The sequence below is a fragment of the Spirosoma agri genome (assembly GCF_010747415.1).
GTDB lineage: Bacteria > Bacteroidota > Bacteroidia > Cytophagales > Spirosomataceae > Spirosoma > Spirosoma agri.
Map to the genome: position 1 here is coordinate 70,811 of NZ_JAAGNZ010000006.1, position 21,479 is coordinate 92,289.

The following is a 21,479-nucleotide window of genomic DNA, read 5'->3' on the forward strand; positions in this document are numbered from 1 at the left end:
GAGGGGATTAGTGAACCTTTACTTTGTTGCCCGATGGCTGCTGATCCTGCTTTCCCTCCAGTAATTTTTCAACCGTTTGCCGCTGGCTGTTACTCATGGTCGGTGCACCGATGGCCACTTCCTGACTGCGGGTTAGATCGGTCTTGGCTCCTTCATTATTTTGAGCCACCTGCTGCCGGTGTTGATTGTCCGGTTTAACGGCCAGGTCGAGCCGATTTATATCCGAAAACTGTAATTCCTGCCTGGCTGGAGAAATGCTGACCGTGGCATTAAAAGGCTCACCCTGCCGGTCGATCAGCCCACTCAGGCGAACTGGATGACCGCTAACCAGTTGCAGTTGCTGATCTTTGGTCAGATCGATGCCCATCAACTTCGTGGGTAGCTGTTCGGCTTTGACGCGCCATAACTCAATCGTATTGGTTTGTTCGTCGACGCGTAAGTAGGTAGGGACGAATGTGCCGTTTTCGGGAACCAGAAACGGCCTTGGCAGAGCTCCATCCCGGTAAAGCTGCTGTTGTTCGGCGGGGCTTAACCGAACGCCCCCAATGCTTTCCGGAATCGTCAGGGCTTGCTGAAAAGGCGTTATACGAAGGTCAGGACCAGCCTCGGTCATAACTATACGTAAAGAGCCAAACATCTTTAAGTCCTGACTAAGATTAATTTCCAGGGGAACAGTCTGTCGACCCGAAAACAGGGCATCCTGAATGGCGGGAAGTTTAGCCAGTTGATCAGGTCCCCAGCCAATTTGCTTTAGCTTATTTTCAAGCTCTGCCCGGTAAGGCTCCAGCTCCCGGCGAAGGACGGCCGCCTGCTCTTCAGGGCTAAAAAAATTGTCAGACTGCGCATACTGCCAGGCGGCTTTACCCTGGAGCGAGGTTGGGGCGATGTTGTCCAAGCTATCGGCCTGCGTTCGGGCATAATTAGTGGCTGCTTGTTCCATGAGCAAAATGTTTAGGGGTGAAAGCCGAAGTTTTGGTAAATGTATAAAAATAAATTACGGTAAAAATAAAATCTGCAAATTTGTGATTCAATAGTTACATTATATGCAACTAGTTAAAATATTCTATGTTTGCTTGGGGGCCTTGCAATGCATAGGATGGCAGGTAAGTGTTGCTCAAACTAACCCGGTTAATTCGTTGATCGGTGTAGCGAGTCCTGATACGGCACAGACGTTAACCGTTGTCTATCCTGATTCAATGCTCAGAGTTTGGGATTCCCTCGAAGTCTCGATGCTGAGGGCAACCCAAACCTATCAGCAGCTAGACAGGCTGTTAACAAGCATTTCCACCCGATCCATGTATTTGGATTCGGTGCCGGCCGTCCTGCCGATTGAGGTACCGATCGAGCAGTTTCGAATTTCTTCTCCCTTTGGCATTCGTCAGCATCCGATTCACAAACAACTCCGTTTTCATGCCGGCGTCGATGTGAAGGCAGCCGCTGGAATGGTAGTCAAGGCTACGGCTCCCGGAATAGTAAGACAGGTAGGATATGATTCCGGATTAGGCGTATTTATTCGCGTACAGCATGCCTTTGGCTTTGAAACGTCCTATGGTCACCTTTCGGGCTATTGCGTTCTCCCTGGCCAGATTGTGGCACGTAGTGAGCAGATTGGTAAGGTTGGGCGAACGGGCCTGGCAACCGGCCCTCATCTTCACTACGTCATAAAAAAAAACGGGTCCGTTATAGACCCGTTTCAATTCTGCTTTTTACTGCGCCGTCGGCTCTGGCTTTACAATGTGAGTAAAGAGGCTGCTTCGGGCAATTCCGTTTCAGATCCGGGAAGATCTTTATCGTCGAAGGGTTCGTATCCCAACTCACGTAATTGAGTGGTTAGCTCATTATAACCCTTATTTAGCAGGCGGCTTAACTGGTGAATCTGATCACTGATTTTCAACAGTTCCTTTCCCGATGAGAGCATCATTGGAATGCGGCTATTATCAGCCATCATGATCCAATCGAGATTGTAACCATGGCTGCGATAAAATAGCAGCAGGTCTACCAGATTATGCGTGGTACCTAACAGTCCGGTTTCCAACCGGTACACTTTGTGCTTCTCCAGACCACACTTCTCGCCAACATCCTGAGTAGTTAGTTTGGTACCCAGTCGTTCGCTCAGGTGTTTTCGCAGGTTGATCAACCGTTCGCCAATTACGTCCGCCATTACTCGTCTCCAGTTTTTGGTTTTTTAGGAGCCTTCTTTACTTCTTTTTCGAGTCTTGCGAGTTCCGATTCGACCAGCTCATTGATGTCAGCTTTGATCTGTTTGTAATTCTCAAGTATCCTCTCTTCCAGGCTCTGCTGAGCAAATGTAGAAAAGTTGGGCAATTCTTCTACTTTCTGCTCCGACTGAAAATCCTTGTCATCGATTAATACCAGGGCATTAAAGGCTTTATTACGGCTCTCCTGCCCTTTGTTATCCGCCAATACTCCGACGACTTCTCCCTGACTTAACCGGCCAATTTTAGCGGCTGGCGCCATGTAGTTCAGCTCGGTCGAAATGCCGTGCGTCGTATCTTCTGATTGGATATTGATACTTTGTTTTTGTTGCACGTTTTTCCCTAATCGGTTCTGCATAGCTTCAGCGGTCTTATCATAGACCTGACCAGAGATGATATTACCACAGGTGTTTTTGATGACCTCCGCCTGGGTACGACCGTATTTATCTTCCAGTTGAGCAAAGTCCTGCATCGCAATGGTCACGGCCACCCGGTTTGATCGACCTGTATTGATGAGGTTTGATAAGCCAGGGCAATAAATCGTCGGTAACTCATCGATCACAACCGAGGTTTGATGCTGCTTCTGTTGGTTGATCAATTCCAGTATTCGAAAGTTATACAGACCCAAGGCCGCCCCGTATACTTTGTCCACTTTGGGATCATTGCCAAGGCATAAAATCTTTGGCTCCTTGGGGTTATTGATATCAAGCATGAAATCATTCCCACTCATGACCCAGTAAAGATTCGGACTTGACAGGCGGGCAAATCCGATTTGCGAGGAGGCCATTTGCCCCTCCAACTGATCCATAGCCCCGCCTTCATAAGCCGAAATAAATGGAGCCATATTGACCTCCAGATCTTCATAGCTGGCCAGGATCGGAAAAAGCTTCCGATGGCCTTTGTTGACCAGCTCAACCAGGTGTGGCACGGTACAGTACTTCCCACCCTGATAATTGCGTAGAAACCAGATTAACACCGTTACGTAGCTAATGGGCGATTCAACGAAGAATTCTCCTTCCTTGTCAATCCACTTTTTATTGAGGTTGAGCATGATCGCCAGTGCTGTCTGGCCAGCGCTTTCCCGGGTTGGCAGATAACTGGGATGTAAGGGGTTGCACCGGTGCGATTTCTGGTGAAACTCAAAACTGATGCAGTAAAATTTGGTGTTTTTGGCCAGGTTCTTTTTATGGCGAATCATGGCGTTGAAGGTCACCAGTGAGAGCGTAGGGAATTTATAGTCATAGACGTACATCGAAAAGCCCTTGGCTAAATGCTGCCGGATAACGCTGTTGACTATGCCGTAGGATTTACCCGAGCCGGCAATACCCATAACCAGCATCGCTCGAAAGGGAGCGGTTATGTTTAGCCAGCCTCTGCGGATCTTGCCTTTGTAGGTGTATTGCGTAGGCAGATTGACCGAATAGGGATTCTCCAGAAGCCGCTCTTCCTGAAGGAAGGTTTCATTCTCTTCATTCATTTCATCTTCACCGGGCTTGTAGTTGATCAGTCGATTGAGGCCCTGAGCGCCCTTGATGATGTAGAGAACGCCAGCGACGGTCAGTACCAGGTAACTCAGGCTAAGGCCAAAAACACCGGTCTTTTCCAGCAGCCATTCACTACTCAGCATGGGTATACTGCCGATGTACAACAGTAGTCCAAGTACAAGGTCGGTTAAAACGCCTTTTAACGTCATGGTGACTGATTTTACTCCTCGATTGGCAAAACTGTAATACCCGATACAGAACCCGCCGAATAGCTTCACCCAGTAATGATTAACCAGCTTCGGTGAATTGCGGGTGAGCTTGTCAAGCATTCCATCACTGATGGGGTGTGCCAGGTTAAAGCTGCTCCAAAACGTGTGGAGCTCGATGTACAGATGAAAGGCCAGGGCAGCCAGGCCAAACCATAATACAATTTCTGAACCTTGATTGAGTTGTTTGCGGTCGTCTCTCATGACAATCGGGGTTTATGGGCTCGTTTAAGCATTCTCTTTAATTCTTCTTCACTTTCCTGTTCATCGCCACCTCGTCCGATGGCGTACAGTAATTGTTTTACCAGGTCTAGATTATGCATAGGCTCGGGTTCCTTTTCCTGTTTTTGATTGGTGACTTTTTCGTTTTCTGATTTCGATTTTCTGACGGATTTTTCCTGATCCTCTCCCCTACTCTGTTTTTGTTTTGGTTCTGGTACTTCACGCCGACTGGGTGGGGTGTAGGTATCCCCCAGCTGAGTCTTGAGCGATCCGGCCGTAAAATTTTTCCCTAGTTCACTTCCGGTATAAATGGCCCGCTGACGAACATCGATGAACGAGATCCCGAACAGATTGCCGTCCTTACCCAGATGCGGAATCACTTCCACTCCAGCTTTGGACAGGAGCTGTTGAAATCCATCCCACGAGTTACTTGCCTTCAGGATGGGTTCAGCCAGGGATCGGAGTCTAGCCACGCGGTCCCCTTTGACTTTCTTGCCGGCATTCATCCGCCGATTGAGGGTTTCCATGATTGGCTGCAATGGCAGGCTGCTGGCGCGAAATGCGGCTCCCTGAGTGACTTTATTGCTGTCGATGGCTGAATACACCAGACCGGGTTTTTTGCCTTCCATAGCCACTTCTGTGGCCTTCACGTTGTAAATGCCGAGCAGCTGATTGAACTGGGTAAAACTGCTGAAGGTGAAATCCTTTAAAACGCCATTGACGACGGCCGATATATCCCGTTTCAAATCCCCTTTGCCGTACTCTACCGGTTGCAGCTGATCACGCTCCGGGCGGAGGGTAGCTTTCTCGGCAACCTGCAAACCAAACTCTTTCTCCATATCCTGGCGGAGCTTGTTGGATCGTTCCCGTTCGTAGGTGTCAGGCACCTTCTTGCCGGCACTGTCGACCCGAACCGATACGATGTGCAGATGTGGATGATCCGTATCAAAGTGCTGATAAACGACATAGGGCTGTTTGCCATAACCTAATCCATCCATGTACCGATCGGCGATGGCCAGCATCTCCGCTGGTGGTAGCTTCTCTCCCTGAGCCAGGGATAAGCTGGCGTGGAATGTTGGCTTTTTGATCTTCGGATTTAGCTCCGCCTGCTGTTCCAGCTTGGCGGCTACCGTGGCTAAACCAAGTTCCTGCACCGGCAATTTTACACCCCGGTAATTGCGCACAGCCAGTCGTTCTGCTTCCCCCTTCCCAACCTTATTTTCGTTATAATAAACGGCCCCGGTAGGCGAACTCCCACTACTGATTCGAACGACCATTGGGCTTTCAGTAAACTGGTTGAGACTCGCCTGATAGGATCTGCATGAGCTGTTGCAACTGTTCATCGATGCGGCTCATATTGCCAGCCATACTGCTGACGTCACGTTGTAAATCGTGGTAATCCGTTGTGCTGTTAATCCGCTTTGAGGACTGATTAATGTTCACGCCAATGCGCAATAGATCGGCTCTCATCTCAATCAGAAGTGACAATGCATCGTCCTGATAGGAGTCCAATTGGGTCTTCATGAGCAGAGGTTTCTGCAAACAAACGTCCCGAATGAAGGCGGATAAGTCTTTGGCTTTTGTTGTTGATTTACGTTCCTTAAGTAGCGTATATTCCTGTTGATTGAATCGAACGGTAACTTTGAAGTCACTCCGTTCCTCTTCTGGCAATTCGGGTCTTCCACCCCGATATAATTTGTTTTCCATAGCGATTTTTGATTTAAACAGGCCGACTTCGGAGGCCTGTACGTGAATGCCCACTTTTGGGGTGGGCAGAGGTTTTTGTCCGACAAAAACACATCTTGCTATCGTAACACGATCCTTTTTTCAGGTGCAGAATTTGTAATCGCAGGGGGGCTTTTTGAGGCTCTTTTTTTTTGAGTTTACTTGTAAACTTGTAAAATAGTAAACTACGTTACAGGATTCTGCGTGTGAGTACAGGGCAACACGTAAATAAACTAGTTGACTTGTAAACTGATTTACTTCTTACGGTCTTACGTCCTATACGCCAACTAGTTACGTACTTTACTTGTAAATTTGTGAATTACGTAATTGATTTACTTCTTGCGTAATTACGTAATTAATTATCAAGTAAATTTGTAAAGTTGTAAAATATGTAATTCCTTTGCCCCCGTTATCAAACATAAACCTTCATGCACACCCCTACTCCAGAGTCCCAGCCGGTGACTGCTGCCCAGCCTTCAGGCACCCCTACTATACTTGCTTTCGCCACCCAAAAAGGTGGAATGGGAAAAACAACGTTGTCCGTTTTGGTCGCGTCCTGGCTCCACTACAAACGGGGTATCAAGGTAGCTTTGCTGGACGTCGACGGCTCACAGTTATCGGTCTATAATCAGCGGCTCCGTGAAGTTGAAAACATGGATGACGAGACCACAGCTCGGCTCGATGAGCAGGATATCGAACCCTACGCTATCCTATCGGGAAACCCGCGAAACGTGCCTGGCCTGCTGGCCAAACTCCCCGCCGATGTGCAGCTGGTGCTGATCGACATGCCGGGTAACATCGACGTCGACGGATACGATTTGGCCATTGGCAAACTGGATTATCTGCTGGTACCTATGGAGACCTCCGAATACTCGGTGACCACTGGCTTTAATTTTCTGACGGCGATCAAACAGGTAGGCCTTTTGCCAACCGATCGCTGCCGTGTCGTCTGGAATAAGTACAAGCCTTCCCGGGATGGCGAATTAGCGGATCAGCTGGAGGAGCGGTTTGCCCAGTATGGATTTGCTTGCTTGAAAAGCCGGATTCCTCAACGGGACTCCTATCAGGATCAAGGTAACCGCTCGACCTTATTTCCGATGCCGACGACTTACCTGAGGAATAGTGGCCTCAAAGACCTGTTTACTGAAATCGAATCGTTATTACCAAATCTTCAGTCCCATGAATAAAAAGCCTAGCCTTTCTGATGTAGCTCGCGAAAACAATTCAAAACGCGTCAGCAAGTTTGCCAACTCCATTGTCCCAGCCGCTCCGGAAGTAAGTAGCCAGCCGGTAGAAAAAGAAGTGGAAACAGCACCCTCGGCCGTGGCTCAGCCAATCCCCGCACCAGCGCCCGCCGTTGAGCCAGTAGCCCTGGCCAGTACACCGGCAGTCGCCACTGTTCAGGCCGAAGTAGCTCCAGTGGCTAAAGTTGCCCGGAAGCGGAGCGGTACGTTGTCCATGGATGATATCCTTGGACCAAAGGCACCCGAAGAGGAAACATTTGCCAAGATGACCCGGATTGCGGAGAAACATCATGAGCTCCTTCGGGAGATTGCTTTCAAGCACCGCAAACCCATGAATACCATTCTGTATAACCTGCTGGAGGCTCTTGATCAGACCTATCAGCGTGAACAACAAAACCATGCTTAGTCAATATTCCTGGGGAGATCTTATTAAAGTAGTCCTCGTCGCACTCATCATTTATTACGCCTACGTACTGATCAAGTACTACCGGGAAGATATCCGGGAATGGATCAGCAATCGGGGCAATAAACCGGAAACGCAACCCAGTACGGATGAATCGGAAGAAGCTGATCATTCAGAGCTTTATGCGGTTAGTCATTACGCACCCGTGACTGGTCATCAGTCTGAGCCGGCACCTGCTCCTAAAGTGGTGCCCGAACCTGAGCTCACTTCGCAAGGCAGAACGTACCAGGCTCCTTCACCAACCGTTTCGACTACGCAGGCTCCCGAGCCGGATCTGAATGGCATCGCTCTTGATCAGGATGAACCGTCTGAATTCAGTATGCCTATTCTGGCTGATGTTGAGCGCCCTGCTGAACAATCGGTAGCGGAGCTGATCAGCGCTGCCCAGCGACTTCAGGCTAATGACGAGGGGGTATTGATAGCGGATGATCCAACCGACGTGGTTGCTGCTAATCTGGCTGAGGTTATTAACCAACAGCAGAACCATTCCGCATTTGCTGGCCTTGCCTTTACCCGTTAACTACCGTATCGATCATGATCCTGACGACACTCAATTTCTGGAGCATCCTTGCCCTGATCTTCTGCGGGGGATTACTCGTAGTTGCTTTCCGGCTGGCCTGGTGGCTAGCCCTTGGTACTGAACGCGTGATCGCCTTTATGACCCAGAGTGGAATGCATGCGCCGGCGAAACTTTTGCTGGCTATTCTGATCGGCTACGATGAGCAGACCTATCATAAATCGCGCTTTATCTTCTGGAATCAGGCGCAGGTTCGGTTTGCTATTTTATGGGGTAGTTTCCTTTTGCTGGCTGGTCTGCTGGTGCTCCTCCATCAGGAGCACATCATTGGACCAATCGGACTAACCTGGCTGCTGGCCTTCGCGCTGTACGTCGGCTTTCGCTGCCTGGTATATTGGACTCGTCCCAAGGCTCCGCTTATCTATACAGAAGAGCCTTCTTTAAAGTCGTTGATTCAAGATGTCAATGAACGTTCCTCGTTTTCAAAACGGTCTGGTCGACAGCTGATCCGGCGCTATGATTACCTGGATGAGTTGTTTGCCGAAGCAGCGTAAGCGTATTTCGTTTAGGAGTTTCCCAAAGGCCAGACCGACATGTCTGGCCTTTTTGTTTGCCCTAATCTGCAATCCAATAAAGCAAAAGTAATAAATTCTATAACTGTAAAAGTAAAAATATACAATAGATGTATTTACATGAATAATATTCTATATCAACAACCGTATAATAAACCTATTTTTGGCTTTCAAATCGGATAGGGTAGGGGATAGGCGTAAAGAAATTCAGTAATTTAGATTTTATAGATAATAGTTAAAATACTGATAGTTAGAATATTGTATAAAATATGGCCTTTTCAGGACAAATAATTATTATTTATATTTTACTGAATTTAAAATTTACATGTACTTTAGTTGCAGAATCTATACTATTTCTGATTTTTAAAACTAAATTTTTACCAACTCCTTCAATTTATGCGTAACCGCAAGATTACTTTGGGTATGCAGGTTGCCCTGACGGTTGACCTGATGTTTATGACGATGCTGGCAGATGCCCAGCAAGGTAATGGTGCTGCTGCACTGAACACCACGGCTACAACCATCCGCAGTTACGGCACGGCGGCCCAGACCATTATTCTGGCTTTGGGGGTAGTCATCGGCTTGATTGGTGCTGTCCGGGTGTACAGCAAAATGCACAATGGTGATCCCGACACGCAGAAAGCCATGGTAAGCTGGTTTGGTGCGGCCCTCTTCCTGGTCGCTGTCGGCGCTATTCTAACCAGCTTCTTCGGTTAATGCTGGAAATCAACAAGGGTATCGGAAAGCCCGTAGAATTTAGGGGATTAAAAGGCACGTATCTGTATTTATCAGCTGGCATTATTGTCAGTAGCCTGGTGCTCGCCCTGATCCTCTACGGGCTTTTTGGTCTAAACACCTACCTGGCCACGCTCATTGTGGTGGGCAGTGGGATAGGTGGGATCTGGTACTGCATGCGACTTTCCGCAAAACACGGCGTATCGGGCCTCCTCAAGCTCGAAGCAACCCGCAATCAGCCTAAGGCAATTCTTGTCACCTCTGCCAAACCATTCGCCCAACTCCGTGAAACTAAACGCCCGAAGTCTCGAAGCCGCTCTACCACTACTGGCCGTTGAGAACAACTGCCTGGTTAGTAAAATGGCTGATATTACCGTTGGGTTTCGGCTGAACCTGCCCGAAATCTTTACGCTGTCAGCTGACGATTACCGATCGCTGCACAATGCTTTAACCAAGGCTATCAAGCTCATGCCGATTGGTACCTTGATTCATAAACAGGACTGGTTTATTGAGGAAAAATATCAACCCGATCATGAGCAGGGGGATGACAGTTTTTTAACGCAGGCTTTTCAGCGGCACTTTGTCGAGCGGCCGTTTCTGAATCATCATTGCTATCTCTACATTTCCAAACTACCCAAGTATCGACAGAAGCAAAAGAGCAATCAGCATTCACTGACCAAGCGTCGACTGGTGCCCAGGGAACAAATGACCCAGCGTGAGTTGCAACCCTTCTTCGATGCCATATCTCAATTCGAACGAATCCTGCTGGATGGCGGCATAACGGCCGTACGGCTAACCGATGAGGATCTGGTTAGTAAGAAAGGGGATAGGGGTATCGTTCCCAATTATTTCCGGCTTCAGCCCGATGGGACCAAGAAAGTGATTCTGGAAGACTGGGACATCGACGGCCGGGTACGTATTGGCTCCAAAGAGGTTATGTGCTTTACGATATCGGATGCCGAGACGATGCCGCAGGTAGTCGAGGTGATGGCCAATTATGGGCCACTTTCTTCGGATAGTACGCAGTTTGCTGTCGGCAACGTCTTGCCCGTTGGCTTAATGCTTCCTTGTAACCATGTCTACAATCAGTACATCTGTCTGGATGACGCACAGGCTGCCCTCAGGGAGTTCGAACAGACGGCCCGGCACCTGAATTCCCTTTCGCAATTTTCCTCGGAAAACGGGATTAACCGGGACTGGACACAGCGGTATATTCAGGAAGCCATTCAGAATCAACGCACGGTTTGCCGATCACACTTCAATGTGATGGTCTGGACCGAAAAGCCGGAACAACTCGATTACCTGCGGGCCCGTACCTCTTCGGCTATTGCTCAGCTGGATTGTCTGCCCAAGCAGAATTCGATGGATGCGGCCCGGCTCCTGTGGGCAGGCATACCAGGGAACGCGGGTGATCTGCCGTTCGATGAAACGTTTTACACCTTCGTCGAGCAGGCCGTTTGCTTCTTTAACCTGGAGTCGGTTTACCATTCTTCTATTTCGCCCTTTGGTATCCGGCTCTGTGATCGGCAGGGAAAACCGGTCTGGGTGGATCTGTCGGATGAGCCAATGAATAAAGGGTGGGTAACCAACCGCAACAAGTTTGTGATTGGCCCTTCCGGATCAGGGAAATCCTTCTTTATGAATCACCTGGTACGCCAGTACTATGAACAGGATACGCACATTGTACTGGTGGACGTCGGCCATTCCTACCGGGGTCTTTGTGAGCTCGTGCGCCGTAAAACGCGTGGTAGGGATGGCATCTATCTGACCTATGAAGAGGATAAGCCCATTACGTTCAATCCCTTCTATGTGGAGGATGGCTTTTATTCGATTGATAAAATAACCTCCATAAATACGCTTCTTAAAACACTCTGGAAAAACGAAACCGAAAGTTTCTCCAGAACCGAAGAAGTAGCCCTTTCGGATGCCGTCGAGGAGTTTATCAAACAGGTGAAAAAGAAGAAATCAGAGGCTTCGTTTAATGGCTTTTATGAGTACTGTAACGACGTTAATGGCTTTCGGGCATTCCTGAAGGAAAAGAAGTACACGGATAAATATTTCGACATCGAGCAGTTTATCATCACCATGCAGCCTTTTTATAAGGGTGGCAAATATGACTACCTGCTCAATTCGAATATGAACGTGGACCTACTGAACAAGCGGTTCATTGTCTTCGAGCTGGACAACATCAAAGATCACCCGATCCTGTTCCCGGTGGTGACCCTGATCATTATGGAAACCTTCGTTTCCAAGATGCGACGCCTGCCCATTGAGATACGTAAAATGATGGTCATCGAGGAGGCCTGGAAAGCGATCGCTAAAGAATCTATGGCTGATTATATCAAGTATCTGTTCAAAACGGTTCGTAAACACTTTGGTGAAGCCCTGGTGGTGACTCAGGAAATTGATGATATCATTGGCAACACCATCGTCAAAGATGCCATTATCAACAATTCGGATTGCAAGATCCTACTTGATCAGAGCAAGTATCAGCACCGCTTTGAAGAGGTTCGTCAGCTACTGGGTCTTTCCGAAAAACAGAAGCAATTGATTCTGTCCGTCAACAAGGACAATGACGGCCGGCGTAAATATAAAGAGGTGTTTATTGCCCTGGGAGCCCGGGCCAAAGTTTATGCCACGGAAGTAAGTCTGGAGGAGTATGCCGCCTATACTACGGAAGGGCCTGAGAAGTCAGAGGTTATCCGACGAACCAATCAGAATGGGGGTGATATCCAGGTCGCCATTGTCGATTTCGCGGATGCCAGGCGCAAACCTGAACTGGCCTGACGGATGCTAAGCAAGAAGGAATAGTCTATCTGTAAGGCACTTATAGGAATCGTCCTTTTTGCAGGCAAGTAAGCTTTGGTTGCTTTTGATCCCTCTCGTTTACCGGATCGACATAAGCCCGGTTCATCTTTATTTATCTCCCTTTTATCGACATGATTTTACTACAAATACCAGGGGGTGGCGCTTACGTTGACTATGGCTTTTACCAGAAGTTTTCGTCCATGGAAGCGGCCATCACCACGGCTTACACCGAAGTGCAGCAGGGGATGGGCAACCTGGGCGCAGTGGCCTCGTCCATTGCCGCAATTGCAGCAACCTTATACATCGGGATGCGGGTGCTGGGGCATTTTGCCCGGGCGGAATCCATCGATGTATTTCCCCTGTTGCGGCCCTTCGCCATCGGCTTTCTGGTCCTCAACTTCACCATTGTCACCGACTTTCTGGACGCGTTGATCAAACCGGTGGAGGTCGTCACTCAGAATATGATCGATGTGCAGACAACGCGCATTCAGCAACTGGAGCAAATGCGCATGGAAAAGCTGGCTGAGAAATTGAATCAGTTAGACAAAAAGATTGAGGAGGTTAGCATGTGGACCGCAACAGGGCAATACATGTCCTTGTTAATTGAGAAAATGGGCATCTATTTGAATCAGGGATTTGATCAGATGCTGAAGAATCTGTTCTATGCGCTCTACCTGGCTGCCCGATTAGTCATCCTGACAACCCGAGCCTTCTTTTTAATTGTCCTGACCATCATTGGTCCGCTCTCGTTTGCCCTGGCCATTTTCACCGGGTTTCAGGATAGCCATTTGATGTGGATTGCCCGGTACGTGCAGATCTCGCTCTGGTTCCCCCTGGCTAATATCCTGGGTACGATTGTTACGTTCCTCCAGGGCAAAGTGATCACCCTTCAGTATCTGGAGCTGGTCAATAACGTACCCGACGAGGCCCAGAGTGGTGAGCTTATTTACATGGTCTTTATGATCATTGCTACGCTGGCTTACTTCACCATTCCTACTATTGGCTCCTACATCATTTCATCGTCCGGCGTCGGCAGTGCCCTTCAACGGATGACGAATATGTCGACGGCTATGGTCATGAATGGAGCGATGCCGGCAGCGGGTCATATGGGTGGGGCTGCGATGGATGTAGGCAAAGCTGGGGCGGGTGTTGTTGGCGGGGCTGCTATGATGGGGCTGGGGGCAACCCTGGTAGCGGCTCGGGCGGTCGGACAAACAGCCTCTAACTACGGCTCCTACTATGGGCAAGCCGTCAAACAGGAATACAACAATATGAGGAACATCACCAAAAATCAGGATTAATCATGGCCACTCAGGATCAAACCTTTTTTAAATCCCTTCGGAATCTGGAGACTTCGTATCGCAACATCCGCATACTGGCCTTTGTCAGTGTGGGTGCCTTTACCCTGATTGCCATAGGAAGCCTGGTATTTGCTTACACGGTCAAAACGGATTCGGAAAGTAGGATCTACGTCGTTGAGCAGGGGAAGTCGCTTATAGCCGCTTTACGTAACGATGTCCGGGAGAATCGGCCGGTAGAAGGTCGTGACCACATCCGACGGTTCCACGAATTGTTTTTTACGCTCGATCCTGATGCCAAAAGCATCGAGGAGCATATCAATGAAGCGCTGCCCTATGCGGATGAGAGCGTGTCACGACTCTATCTGGATACCAAGGAGAAAGGGTATTACAGCCAGTTAATTCAGGCCTCGGCTTCGCAGGAAATTCAGGTCGACAGCATTCAGCTGGATCTGAATCAATACCCCTATCACTTCCGAACCTATGCCCGGCAGCAAATCATTCGCCTGACCAACATCACGGTTCGTAAGCTGGTCACCAGTGGGTATCTGCGGAACGTCAGCCGTTCGGAGATCAATCCGCACGGGTTTCTGATTGAAAAGTTTGCGGTGGTCGATAACACAGATATTGAAGAACGCCTGCGCCAATGAGACACATCGCTAACCTGATCACCAGGATGGGGGACTTCCTGATGAAGATCTCCGATGGCGCGCGCAAAGCCCTTGTTTTCGGGCTCATGCTCCTGCTGGGGGGTGGGGCAATTTACAAATTGATTATCAGCATCGACCGGCTTAATCAACCCATGCCAGCGGCCACTCCTCAGCAACTTATTGAGCCCATGCAGCAGCTCTTTCTGCAAACCGCAACGAATGCCAGTCAATATCAACAAGCTCGTCAGCAGCAATTAAAGCATCTGGATAGCCTGGCTAAGCAGTATTCAACGAAAAAAAGCCCTCATCAACCATGACCATAGCCCTATCATCAACGCACAGTGACGATGCGTTCTTTCGGAAACGGAAGGCCATGCTGGTTTTTCCCTGGATCGTACTTCCCTTCGTATTTGCTTTGTTCTGGATTTTAGGAGGAGGAAAAGGGGAACGGTATAAAGCTGAAGAAATAGCCGCGGGTAAGCCTGGAGCTGGTGGCTTTAATGCCAATGTGCCCAATGCCAAAACGGGTAAAATTAACGGCCGTGATGTGGAAGGCCCTGGCTACGGTAAAGCTGCGGTTGGCCAGGTTCTCTCCAGCTTCAGTAATACGCGCCGGGATTCCGCTACTGGAGGGTTAAAGGCGATCCCGGTGAATAATGCCGGTACTTCGACTGAACATCGATCCAGTTTGGCAGTTGCGGCTGCACCGGTCTCTAATCCGGGCATAACTCATTCCTATACAGCCGCTCCAACCAAACGGGCAGCTAACCGGAAACGAGTGGAGAAGCCAGGTGGCTATTATTATGATGCGCCAAAGGGCAGTGCCTATTATACCGGTACGGATAAGCAGCTGGAGTCTCAAATGCGGGCCTATGAGACGAGTCGGCAAACTCCTCCGCCAAATCCGTATGCTACTCAGGCATCCATGCTACAACCTGCACAGGCCGGCTCTGAAGAAAATGCAGCGGCTGTTCGGTTAAGCGATAACTTAACCGCTAGTCGGTTGTCCGATCCGGTTGAGGCTGAAAGTCCTTTTTTAACGGCGCCAACAGGTGGTTCCCGCAAAGAGCCTTCCCGCGCGGTCCTGAGTGGTGGTAACTACGGCCAGAAGAAAGTCATTGCCTGGATGATCCCCGTTGTAGTGCACGAAGATCAGGCGATTCATGATGGCCAGCAGGTGAAGCTGCGGCTACTCAAAGAGATTACGGCCGATGGCGTTACGATTCCCACTAACACAATTCTGCACGCGATCTGTCAGCTGTCGGATGACCGTTTACGGCTAACGGTACGAAGTCTGCAACTGGGTGGCCAGCTCATTCCGCTCGATCTGGATGTCTATGATACAGATGGGTCAATGGGCGTAAACGTACCGGGTTTGTCGCGCCAGGCCAGCGGTCAAATTCAATCGTCAGCCATTCAGGGAATACAACTTCCGGGAGTTGGTGGGCTGGTTAATAACGTCGCCAATCAAGCCCGGATGAGTGCGTCAAATTCCGTTCGCCAGACCACGATCCGGCTACGTGCTGGCTATAATCTGTTCCTGAAGGCGCAATAACTTCAGTTGAATAATTAATCTAAAGGTTAAGAAATAATCAACTAAAGTGTAAAAATGTATCCAGAGTTTAAGAAAAACGTCCTTTTCAATTCACCAAACACGCAGGTATCAGCGATGAAAAAGCGGTTTATTCTACCCTTCTGCCTAGCTTTGGCCACGGCCCCAGTGATGGCACAATTGGCTTTTGTGCTGCCCATGACTAATTCAACGATTCGGCCTTCCTATGCCCTCCAGGTAAGCGCCAATAAGACCACACACATTATTTTCCCCTACGAGATACGCTATGCCGATTTAGGCAGTAAAGACATTGCCGGCGAAGCGGTGGAAAAAGCAGGAAACGTCTTTCGGTTGAAAGCCATGCATCAAAACCCGTTCATGGAAACCAACCTGACGATTGTTACGGCCGACGGACGACTGTTCAGCTTTGTGGTCAGCTATAAGGATCAGCCTGATGCAGTGACCTACGATCTGACGAAGGTGCTGCTCGATGGCGATGTATCAAAGTCAGCCAAGGTAAGCAGTGGTTCGCAGGCTAGGTTAGCCGATAACCTGAACCGTCAGGGTGAGCTGGCCATGCACAGCCGCCGGAAGATTCGTCATATCGGCTATAAAGCGCAGGGTATGAATCTGTACCTGCGAAACATCCTTTACAAGGACGATGTGATGTACGTGGTATTGGGTATGGAAAATGACTCCAAACTCGATTATGGTATTGATTACCTGCGTACCTACGTCATGCAAATGAAGAAAGTAGGAGAGAGCTCAGCTACTCAGGATGTGCCGGTCGATCCAATTCGTGTTTTTGATGCCAGTGAGATGGTTATTCCCCGGCATGATGAGCTTACCAAAGTCATCGCCATCGAACGGCTGACGCTCGAAAAAGACCGTCGCCTGATCGTCCAGGTAGGGGAGGAAAGTGGTGGACGTCAACTCACGATTTCCATTGGTCCCGAAGAACTTGCAACCGCTCGTCCCCTGTAAATGCAGTCTATTTTTCCTCGTACTCAAACCACTTTCCATTATGCTTAAGCGTTTCTCAACCTTATCCATTATGTTTAAGCGAGGTAGCCTACTGATCGGTATCCTACTTTGCCGACAATCTATAAAGGCCCAAATTCATCAGGCGGGTCAAACAACCATCGAACTTTCAGCCGGTATTGTCGACGGTTTCAAGCTGCCTGGTAAGGATAACTTCGGCGTCTTTGGGGGATTATCCTACAGTAAGTACAAATCCCTGAATACGTACTGGAAAGGCACAGTGCACCTCAATCAGAAATTCTACGCCTACGATAAAACGCTGGTGCCAGTATCGCAGTGGTTAGGTGAGGCTACGTATTTCACGCGGGTGATGGGGCTGATCAATCGCTCCTGGGTAATTAACGTTGGCGGTGGTGTAGCCGGTGGATATGAATCCATTAATCAGGATCGGGGTGAGGTGCAGGGCGCTACACTGTGGAATAAATCCGAATGGATTGTCGGCCCAACACTGGCCATTGAAGGGGAATACATTTTGACTGGTCGTACTATTCTGGTCGTACGGGCTCAGGAATACTATCTGTTTCGCTCCAACATCATTCCAACCCGCTTCAATCTGGGTGTCGGTATTAAATTCATTTTAGACACGGACTCCGAATACAAATGAAATATCTCATCTACCTCGCGCTGATCGCGCTGATCATAGGCTGCCAATCGGAATCTTTAGATATTCGGGCAAACTACCGAATCAAGTTAAATGCGACCGATCCAGGGGTTAAGCTTAAAGTACATCAACGCTACGCATTACCACTGGAGCTACTGACAGACTCTTATTACTCGGAATACGGCTACCAGCTTCAATTCTATCAACAGGCTGGTTTGGGTCGGCTAGAAAAGGGTAGCGATTTGGAACAATTAGCCGTCCTGCAGAAAGTGGGTGTTCCCATACCACTTGGTAAATCATCCTGGCAGTATACTCCAGAGGCAACCGGTACCTCTCAAATTGTCTTGATCGCTCAACAGGAGCGGGGCTATACCCAACCCGATACAGTCCGTTTAAATTTTCAGGTCGAACCCTAACCGATAACACGTACTCAAGTGAAAAGGCTTATACGTTTCCTACTCAATAGCAACCGGGTCCTGCCTGAAGCGTTCCGGGCCATTCTCGTAGCAGGATCATCCCAATCAGGCAAATCTTCCTTTAGGCCGTAATCAATCTTAAATCAAACCAGATATGAAAACTCTTTTTATTCCCATTCTCTCCCTGTTTTTAATAAGTAGCTCCCTGGCCAATGCCCAGAGCGCCGGGGATGTAATGAATATTGCCCTGAAGGGGGATGCCAATACCGAACAGGCGGCTAAGCTGGAGCTGATCCGTATTCTCCAGGAGCGGCTCAATAAACTAACCGTCGCTCAGCTCAACTCCCGGGTATTAGTCTCCACCGGCGTAAAGAATTATTACAAGGTTGGCGAAATCTTGCAGATGCATGATAAGATGTGGGGTCTGCGGGTGCAACTGACCAATGAAGCAGATGCCCTGGCTAAAGCGAATCCGGGCTTTGGGGAAGCGGGAAATAATTTCGTCTGGACCTACATGCGACAATTCAACGAAGCCATGAGTACTGCCGGAGCGATCAAAACCCAACTGGGTGTTTTAATCAAAGATGGTAAGCCAATCGCATTGCCCCCGATGCCCACGTTCAGTATTTCGCCAGCCTCTTCCGTAGATGATATGGTAGGCTCCTTTTCCAGTACCATGAACGGCATTATGGCCTCATTTGGGATTAAATCACAGGACGATATCAATAACCTTTCAACGGATAAAAAGGCTGCATTTGACAGTGCCGTAGCAGCTGCAAAAGCTGACTTTGAAAAGAACCTCAAGGAATCGATGGCTTCTACAACAAAGTCTTCCCTCACTCTGTTAGGCAATGTCGTTGGCACCTTAGTTGGCATACCAGGCGCGGGTACGTTGATTGCTGGCCTGGCCAGTGGTAACACCAGCGCTATATCTGGTTTAGTAGGTTCTATCGTTGATAAGTTTGCGATACCCGATGAATATTATGACTCGGAGACCTTGAAGCTTACCGATGCTGAACGGCTTAAAATGATCGATGAGTTGCATACGCGTATATCTGAATGCTTTCAGAAGGGCATGGCCCTTCGGGCAAACATGAACTCAGAGGTGAAGAAACGCTATGAGAACATTACGCAATCGCGCAATGAAACGATTTTATACGGACCTAAAAAGTAGCGACCGTCGCACGGTTGGAAAGGGAAATGAAAGGATACGCCAGTTATGTCATCGCGTTAGTGTTAACGGTAAGTTTATGGACCTGTGGTAAGAAAGATCCCGATCCACAGCCGCAGCTACCCGGTTACCTCCGAATACCAGCTACCTTGACCGGCTATGTTGGTTCGGGCCGTATTGCCATCAGCGGTGGACTAAACCTACTGGCTGAAGGTCCAGAGGCTCAGGATGCCTCGACAAAGACCTATACGGGTGTATCGGGCAAAATCGTTATCGGGGATATCACGGCCAATTTCACCGTTGGGCAGCCCAGGGCGTATAAGGAGACCTCGTTCGTTCCGGATGCATATAAATCCAGTGGCCAGCTTTTGACGATCCACGCTATTGAGCCAGGCACTTACCCAATGGGCTTTGAAACCAAGCCAACGCCTACCGGCGCGCAGGCAGATCTGATCCTGAACCTGCCCGGCCCTCAGCTGTACCAGGCGAGAAACGGTACGTTAACCATTGCCGAGTCGACACTCATCAAAACAGAGGGCGTTGATAAGCTCTACCGCATTCAGGGTACATTTCAAACCGCCCTGTTTGGCACAGGGGTTGGCCTTCCTTCGACCAAGGATTACGCCGTTACCGGCACATTTGATTTGCTGTTACTCGAATAATACGGCCTTACCCAGACCTTTCTATGGTTCCTATATTTTTACAGAAACGCCGACCTGGTGGCCAGGTTGCCCGGTTACTTGTGACCCTATTTATTCTCGTGTTTGCTGTTGGCTTTTCGTTACTCCTTTCGCTGGTAGTCGTCGAACGCAGTTTCAGCCGGGATACTAAGTTGATCCTGATAACGATTGTTTTAGTTTTAACGATGCCAATACTTGGCCTTTTTGAACGACTTAGGCGATAGGGAAGATTTGTCTGAAGCTCTTTACAAGTTGGGCAATTGTACTGAACTTAGTAGTATCAGATACAGTATATTTCGTGCTATAATATAGGGTAATTTGTAAACTTGTTAATATGTAAAATGATAAACAAATTAACAAGTTCACAAATTGACAAGTTTACAAAGATTTTACATTTTAGTATAATACTGGGTAGTTTTGGGGATAGGGGAAAAAATCTTCATTTGCCTCAAACAATGCAAAAGGCCATTGCACAAATAGAGCCTTATTTGAGAATCAATAATTAATTCATTCAACACAAAATGAGAGATTTACGCAATATTTTTGCTGACTATACCTCTATACTAGCCATTTTTGTTGTATGCCTAAAATAGCATTACTGATTATCGATATGCAAGTGGGAGCTTTAGAATGGGAAAACCCACCTTTTTATCAAATGGGCATCCTCGTTCAGCGGTTGAAACAAGTACTTGACAAAGCCAGGACAGCAGGCATCGCCGTTTTCTTTGCCCAACACCACAACCCAACTGGGTTTCCTGCGTATGGCAGCCGAGAATGGGAACTGATTGCTGAAATGACTCCTCAACCCCAGGAAGTCGTCATTCATAAAACGACCCCAGACCCATTTCTTAATACCTCGTTGGACCACCAATTAAGCCAGTTAGGCGTTACTCAACTGGTGGTTGGTGGCATTCAAACCGCTGACTGCATTGATACCGCCTGTAGGCGAGCGTTTAGTCTTGGTTACCAAGTCGTCTTATTAAAAGATGGCCATACTACGTTCGATTCTTCCATCTTGAGCGCACGGCAAATTATCGATCACCATAATCAAGTAATGGCAGATTGGTTCGCAACGGTCGTAGACACAGAAGCGGTCGAATTTAAGTAATGGCTATCGATACAGTAATCGCTCTTCTACTATTCAAACTATTTAGTTTGACAGGCTTTTATTTTTGCAACAGCCACCTATTGTATGTTAAGATAGTTTCGCAATATAAGCGCAGTAAGGTTAGTGACTTTATATGAGTTGACTGGCTTTCGCGTGCGCCCCATCAGATTCGTTTCTCAAAGGATTTTTCTTCACCAACACGTGGCTACTCTGTCCTTTTAAACGCCTGATTCAGGAGCAAGTAAACCTCCCTCGTCTCAATCAGGAGCGTTTTTTCAGACGCGGAAATGACGGCATTCCAGGCCAGGTTATGTGCGCACACCTTCATTTCCCTTGACCTTAGGAATTTTCCTCTCGAACAGTATCAAGTATTTCCTCCGCCAGCCTTTGAATCCGCTGCTCAATAACTTGTAAAGGCTGTCCTGTTTCTTTAGCGATCCGCTCGGCTTCAAGCTGTTCAAGCACCCGTAAATGGGCTTGCGTTACTAACAGCAACTCCTTTAATTCAAGTATATCCAGGTGCATTTTCGGATGGTTAAGTTTACAGGTGGTAAGTTAACATGAATGCTCATTCGTCTCAGGTTGGAGCGTATTACGAGATTAAGGCAAATGTTATTTATCTGCTTACCCCTCGTCTACATGGCTGTCTAAACCACTATTCATACCGCAAAGCCCGCACTGGATTCGTACGAGCCAGCCGGATCGCATGA

At 48.4% G+C, this 21,479-nt stretch carries 24 protein-coding genes; 18 read left to right on the top strand and 6 right to left on the bottom strand.

What is annotated here, in order from left to right; all coding sequences use genetic code 11:
* Positions 1 to 7: 7 nt before the first annotated feature.
* A complete protein-coding gene (locus tag GK091_RS27365) occupies positions 8 to 940 on the bottom strand; it encodes a DUF3945 domain-containing protein (protein ID WP_164043928.1) in 933 nt (310 codons plus the stop codon).
* Between the two features lie 355 nt (positions 941 to 1,295).
* On the opposite strand from GK091_RS27365, the gene GK091_RS30165 reads away from it, so the two are divergent.
* Positions 1,296 to 1,826: a M23 family metallopeptidase gene (locus GK091_RS30165; protein WP_394351903.1), complete on the top strand. Its 531-nt coding sequence runs from the start codon at positions 1,296 to 1,298 to the stop codon at positions 1,824 to 1,826.
* On the opposite strand, the gene GK091_RS27375 is transcribed toward GK091_RS30165, so the two are convergent.
* Genes GK091_RS27375 through GK091_RS27390 form a run of 4 tightly spaced genes read right to left on the bottom strand, consistent with a single transcriptional unit; the run spans position 1,730 to position 5,895 of the window.
* Entirely contained in the window at positions 1,730 to 2,161 is a 432-nt protein-coding gene (locus GK091_RS27375) for a hypothetical protein (protein ID WP_164043930.1), read from the bottom strand. The two genes, GK091_RS30165 and GK091_RS27375, sit on opposite strands and share 97 nt — an antisense overlap.
* Positions 2,161 to 4,170, bottom strand: coding sequence for a YWFCY domain-containing protein (locus GK091_RS27380; RefSeq protein WP_164043931.1), 2,010 nt, complete (start codon positions 4,168 to 4,170; stop codon positions 2,161 to 2,163). Before GK091_RS27380 ends, GK091_RS27375 begins: the two co-directional genes overlap by 1 nt.
* Entirely contained in the window at positions 4,167 to 5,465 is a 1,299-nt protein-coding gene (locus GK091_RS27385) for a relaxase/mobilization nuclease domain-containing protein (RefSeq protein WP_164043932.1), read from the bottom strand. The genes GK091_RS27380 and GK091_RS27385 overlap by 4 nt, the downstream gene beginning before the upstream one ends.
* A gap of 7 nt (positions 5,466 to 5,472) precedes the next feature.
* The gene (locus GK091_RS27390; RefSeq protein ID WP_164043933.1) at positions 5,473 to 5,895 is read right to left on the bottom strand and encodes a MobC family plasmid mobilization relaxosome protein; all 423 of its coding nucleotides are present in this window, start codon (positions 5,893 to 5,895) and stop codon (positions 5,473 to 5,475) included.
* A gap of 446 nt (positions 5,896 to 6,341) precedes the next feature.
* Between GK091_RS27390 and GK091_RS27395 the strand changes: the two genes are divergently transcribed.
* The 17 genes from GK091_RS27395 (at position 6,342) to GK091_RS27475 (ending at position 20,769) form a co-directional block, all read left to right on the top strand.
* A complete protein-coding gene (locus GK091_RS27395; RefSeq protein ID WP_164043934.1) occupies positions 6,342 to 7,100 on the top strand; it encodes a ParA family protein in 759 nt (252 codons plus the stop codon).
* Positions 7,093 to 7,563 carry a hypothetical protein gene (locus tag GK091_RS27400; protein ID WP_164043935.1) on the top strand — a complete coding sequence of 157 codons (471 nt, stop codon included), beginning with the start codon at positions 7,093 to 7,095 and terminating at the stop codon, positions 7,561 to 7,563. The genes GK091_RS27395 and GK091_RS27400 overlap by 8 nt, the downstream gene beginning before the upstream one ends.
* Positions 7,556 to 8,140, top strand: a complete 585-nt coding sequence (locus GK091_RS27405) for a hypothetical protein (RefSeq protein WP_164043936.1) — start codon at positions 7,556 to 7,558, stop codon at positions 8,138 to 8,140. Before GK091_RS27400 ends, GK091_RS27405 begins: the two co-directional genes overlap by 8 nt.
* Before the next feature lie 14 nt (positions 8,141 to 8,154).
* Entirely contained in the window at positions 8,155 to 8,691 is a 537-nt protein-coding gene (locus tag GK091_RS27410) for a hypothetical protein (protein WP_164043937.1), read from the top strand.
* 414 nt (positions 8,692 to 9,105) lie between these two features.
* The gene (locus GK091_RS27415; RefSeq protein ID WP_246202449.1) at positions 9,106 to 9,426 is read left to right on the top strand and encodes a DUF4134 family protein; all 321 of its coding nucleotides are present in this window, start codon (positions 9,106 to 9,108) and stop codon (positions 9,424 to 9,426) included.
* Positions 9,426 to 9,782 carry a DUF4133 domain-containing protein gene (locus GK091_RS27420; RefSeq protein ID WP_164043938.1) on the top strand — a complete coding sequence of 119 codons (357 nt, stop codon included), beginning with the start codon at positions 9,426 to 9,428 and terminating at the stop codon, positions 9,780 to 9,782. The genes GK091_RS27415 and GK091_RS27420 overlap by 1 nt, the downstream gene beginning before the upstream one ends.
* Positions 9,730 to 12,231, top strand: coding sequence for a TraG family conjugative transposon ATPase (locus tag GK091_RS27425; RefSeq protein WP_317166371.1), 2,502 nt, complete (start codon positions 9,730 to 9,732; stop codon positions 12,229 to 12,231). Before GK091_RS27420 ends, GK091_RS27425 begins: the two co-directional genes overlap by 53 nt.
* Before the next feature lie 152 nt (positions 12,232 to 12,383).
* Entirely contained in the window at positions 12,384 to 13,553 is a 1,170-nt protein-coding gene (locus tag GK091_RS27430) for a hypothetical protein (RefSeq protein WP_164043939.1), read from the top strand.
* A gap of 2 nt (positions 13,554 to 13,555) precedes the next feature.
* The gene (traK, locus tag GK091_RS27435) at positions 13,556 to 14,200 is read left to right on the top strand and encodes a conjugative transposon protein TraK (RefSeq protein WP_164043940.1); all 645 of its coding nucleotides are present in this window, start codon (positions 13,556 to 13,558) and stop codon (positions 14,198 to 14,200) included.
* Entirely contained in the window at positions 14,197 to 14,517 is a 321-nt protein-coding gene (locus GK091_RS27440) for a hypothetical protein (RefSeq protein WP_164043941.1), read from the top strand. Before traK ends, GK091_RS27440 begins: the two co-directional genes overlap by 4 nt.
* Positions 14,514 to 15,755 carry a conjugative transposon protein TraM gene (gene traM / locus GK091_RS27445; protein WP_164043942.1) on the top strand — a complete coding sequence of 414 codons (1,242 nt, stop codon included), beginning with the start codon at positions 14,514 to 14,516 and terminating at the stop codon, positions 15,753 to 15,755. Before GK091_RS27440 ends, traM begins: the two co-directional genes overlap by 4 nt.
* A 114-nt stretch (positions 15,756 to 15,869) precedes the next feature.
* Positions 15,870 to 16,736, top strand: a complete 867-nt coding sequence (gene traN, locus GK091_RS27450) for a conjugative transposon protein TraN (protein WP_164043943.1) — start codon at positions 15,870 to 15,872, stop codon at positions 16,734 to 16,736.
* A 40-nt stretch (positions 16,737 to 16,776) separates the two neighbouring features.
* Positions 16,777 to 17,397 carry a conjugal transfer protein TraO gene (locus tag GK091_RS27455; RefSeq protein WP_164043944.1) on the top strand — a complete coding sequence of 207 codons (621 nt, stop codon included), beginning with the start codon at positions 16,777 to 16,779 and terminating at the stop codon, positions 17,395 to 17,397.
* On the top strand, positions 17,394 to 17,810 hold the full coding sequence (locus tag GK091_RS27460) for a TraQ conjugal transfer family protein (RefSeq protein ID WP_164043945.1): 417 nt from the start codon (positions 17,394 to 17,396) through the stop codon (positions 17,808 to 17,810). The genes GK091_RS27455 and GK091_RS27460 overlap by 4 nt, the downstream gene beginning before the upstream one ends.
* Before the next feature lie 154 nt (positions 17,811 to 17,964).
* Positions 17,965 to 18,984 carry a hypothetical protein gene (locus GK091_RS27465; protein ID WP_164043946.1) on the top strand — a complete coding sequence of 340 codons (1,020 nt, stop codon included), beginning with the start codon at positions 17,965 to 17,967 and terminating at the stop codon, positions 18,982 to 18,984.
* A gap of 26 nt (positions 18,985 to 19,010) precedes the next feature.
* Positions 19,011 to 19,643, top strand: coding sequence for a hypothetical protein (locus GK091_RS27470; RefSeq protein WP_164043947.1), 633 nt, complete (start codon positions 19,011 to 19,013; stop codon positions 19,641 to 19,643).
* Between the two features lie 598 nt (positions 19,644 to 20,241).
* A complete protein-coding gene (locus tag GK091_RS27475) occupies positions 20,242 to 20,769 on the top strand; it encodes an isochorismatase family protein (RefSeq protein ID WP_164043948.1) in 528 nt (175 codons plus the stop codon).
* A 339-nt stretch (positions 20,770 to 21,108) separates the two neighbouring features.
* On the opposite strand, the gene GK091_RS27480 is transcribed toward GK091_RS27475, so the two are convergent.
* The gene (locus GK091_RS27480) at positions 21,109 to 21,294 is read right to left on the bottom strand and encodes a hypothetical protein (RefSeq protein WP_164043949.1); all 186 of its coding nucleotides are present in this window, start codon (positions 21,292 to 21,294) and stop codon (positions 21,109 to 21,111) included.
* Between the last annotated feature and the right edge of the window lie 185 nt (positions 21,295 to 21,479).

Coding starts and splice junctions, on each gene's coding strand:
- GK091_RS27365 (WP_164043928.1), bottom strand. CDS start 940: ATGGAACAAGCAGCCACTAATTATGCCCGAACGCAGGCCGATAGCTTG.
- GK091_RS30165 (WP_394351903.1), top strand. CDS start 1,296: ATGTATTTGGATTCGGTGCCGGCCGTCCTGCCGATTGAGGTACCGATC.
- GK091_RS27375 (WP_164043930.1), bottom strand. CDS start 2,161: ATGGCGGACGTAATTGGCGAACGGTTGATCAACCTGCGAAAACACCTG.
- GK091_RS27380 (WP_164043931.1), bottom strand. CDS start 4,170: ATGAGAGACGACCGCAAACAACTCAATCAAGGTTCAGAAATTGTATTA.
- GK091_RS27385 (WP_164043932.1), bottom strand. CDS start 5,465: ATGGTCGTTCGAATCAGTAGTGGGAGTTCGCCTACCGGGGCCGTTTAT.
- GK091_RS27390 (WP_164043933.1), bottom strand. CDS start 5,895: ATGGAAAACAAATTATATCGGGGTGGAAGACCCGAATTGCCAGAAGAG.
- GK091_RS27395 (WP_164043934.1), top strand. CDS start 6,342: ATGCACACCCCTACTCCAGAGTCCCAGCCGGTGACTGCTGCCCAGCCT.
- GK091_RS27400 (WP_164043935.1), top strand. CDS start 7,093: ATGAATAAAAAGCCTAGCCTTTCTGATGTAGCTCGCGAAAACAATTCA.
- GK091_RS27405 (WP_164043936.1), top strand. CDS start 7,556: ATGCTTAGTCAATATTCCTGGGGAGATCTTATTAAAGTAGTCCTCGTC.
- GK091_RS27410 (WP_164043937.1), top strand. CDS start 8,155: ATGATCCTGACGACACTCAATTTCTGGAGCATCCTTGCCCTGATCTTC.
- GK091_RS27415 (WP_246202449.1), top strand. CDS start 9,106: ATGCGTAACCGCAAGATTACTTTGGGTATGCAGGTTGCCCTGACGGTT.
- GK091_RS27420 (WP_164043938.1), top strand. CDS start 9,426: ATGCTGGAAATCAACAAGGGTATCGGAAAGCCCGTAGAATTTAGGGGA.
- GK091_RS27430 (WP_164043939.1), top strand. CDS start 12,384: ATGATTTTACTACAAATACCAGGGGGTGGCGCTTACGTTGACTATGGC.
- traK (WP_164043940.1), top strand. CDS start 13,556: ATGGCCACTCAGGATCAAACCTTTTTTAAATCCCTTCGGAATCTGGAG.
- GK091_RS27440 (WP_164043941.1), top strand. CDS start 14,197: ATGAGACACATCGCTAACCTGATCACCAGGATGGGGGACTTCCTGATG.
- traM (WP_164043942.1), top strand. CDS start 14,514: ATGACCATAGCCCTATCATCAACGCACAGTGACGATGCGTTCTTTCGG.
- traN (WP_164043943.1), top strand. CDS start 15,870: ATGAAAAAGCGGTTTATTCTACCCTTCTGCCTAGCTTTGGCCACGGCC.
- GK091_RS27455 (WP_164043944.1), top strand. CDS start 16,777: ATGCTTAAGCGTTTCTCAACCTTATCCATTATGTTTAAGCGAGGTAGC.
- GK091_RS27460 (WP_164043945.1), top strand. CDS start 17,394: ATGAAATATCTCATCTACCTCGCGCTGATCGCGCTGATCATAGGCTGC.
- GK091_RS27465 (WP_164043946.1), top strand. CDS start 17,965: ATGAAAACTCTTTTTATTCCCATTCTCTCCCTGTTTTTAATAAGTAGC.
- GK091_RS27470 (WP_164043947.1), top strand. CDS start 19,011: ATGAAAGGATACGCCAGTTATGTCATCGCGTTAGTGTTAACGGTAAGT.
- GK091_RS27475 (WP_164043948.1), top strand. CDS start 20,242: ATGCCTAAAATAGCATTACTGATTATCGATATGCAAGTGGGAGCTTTA.
- GK091_RS27480 (WP_164043949.1), bottom strand. CDS start 21,294: ATGCACCTGGATATACTTGAATTAAAGGAGTTGCTGTTAGTAACGCAA.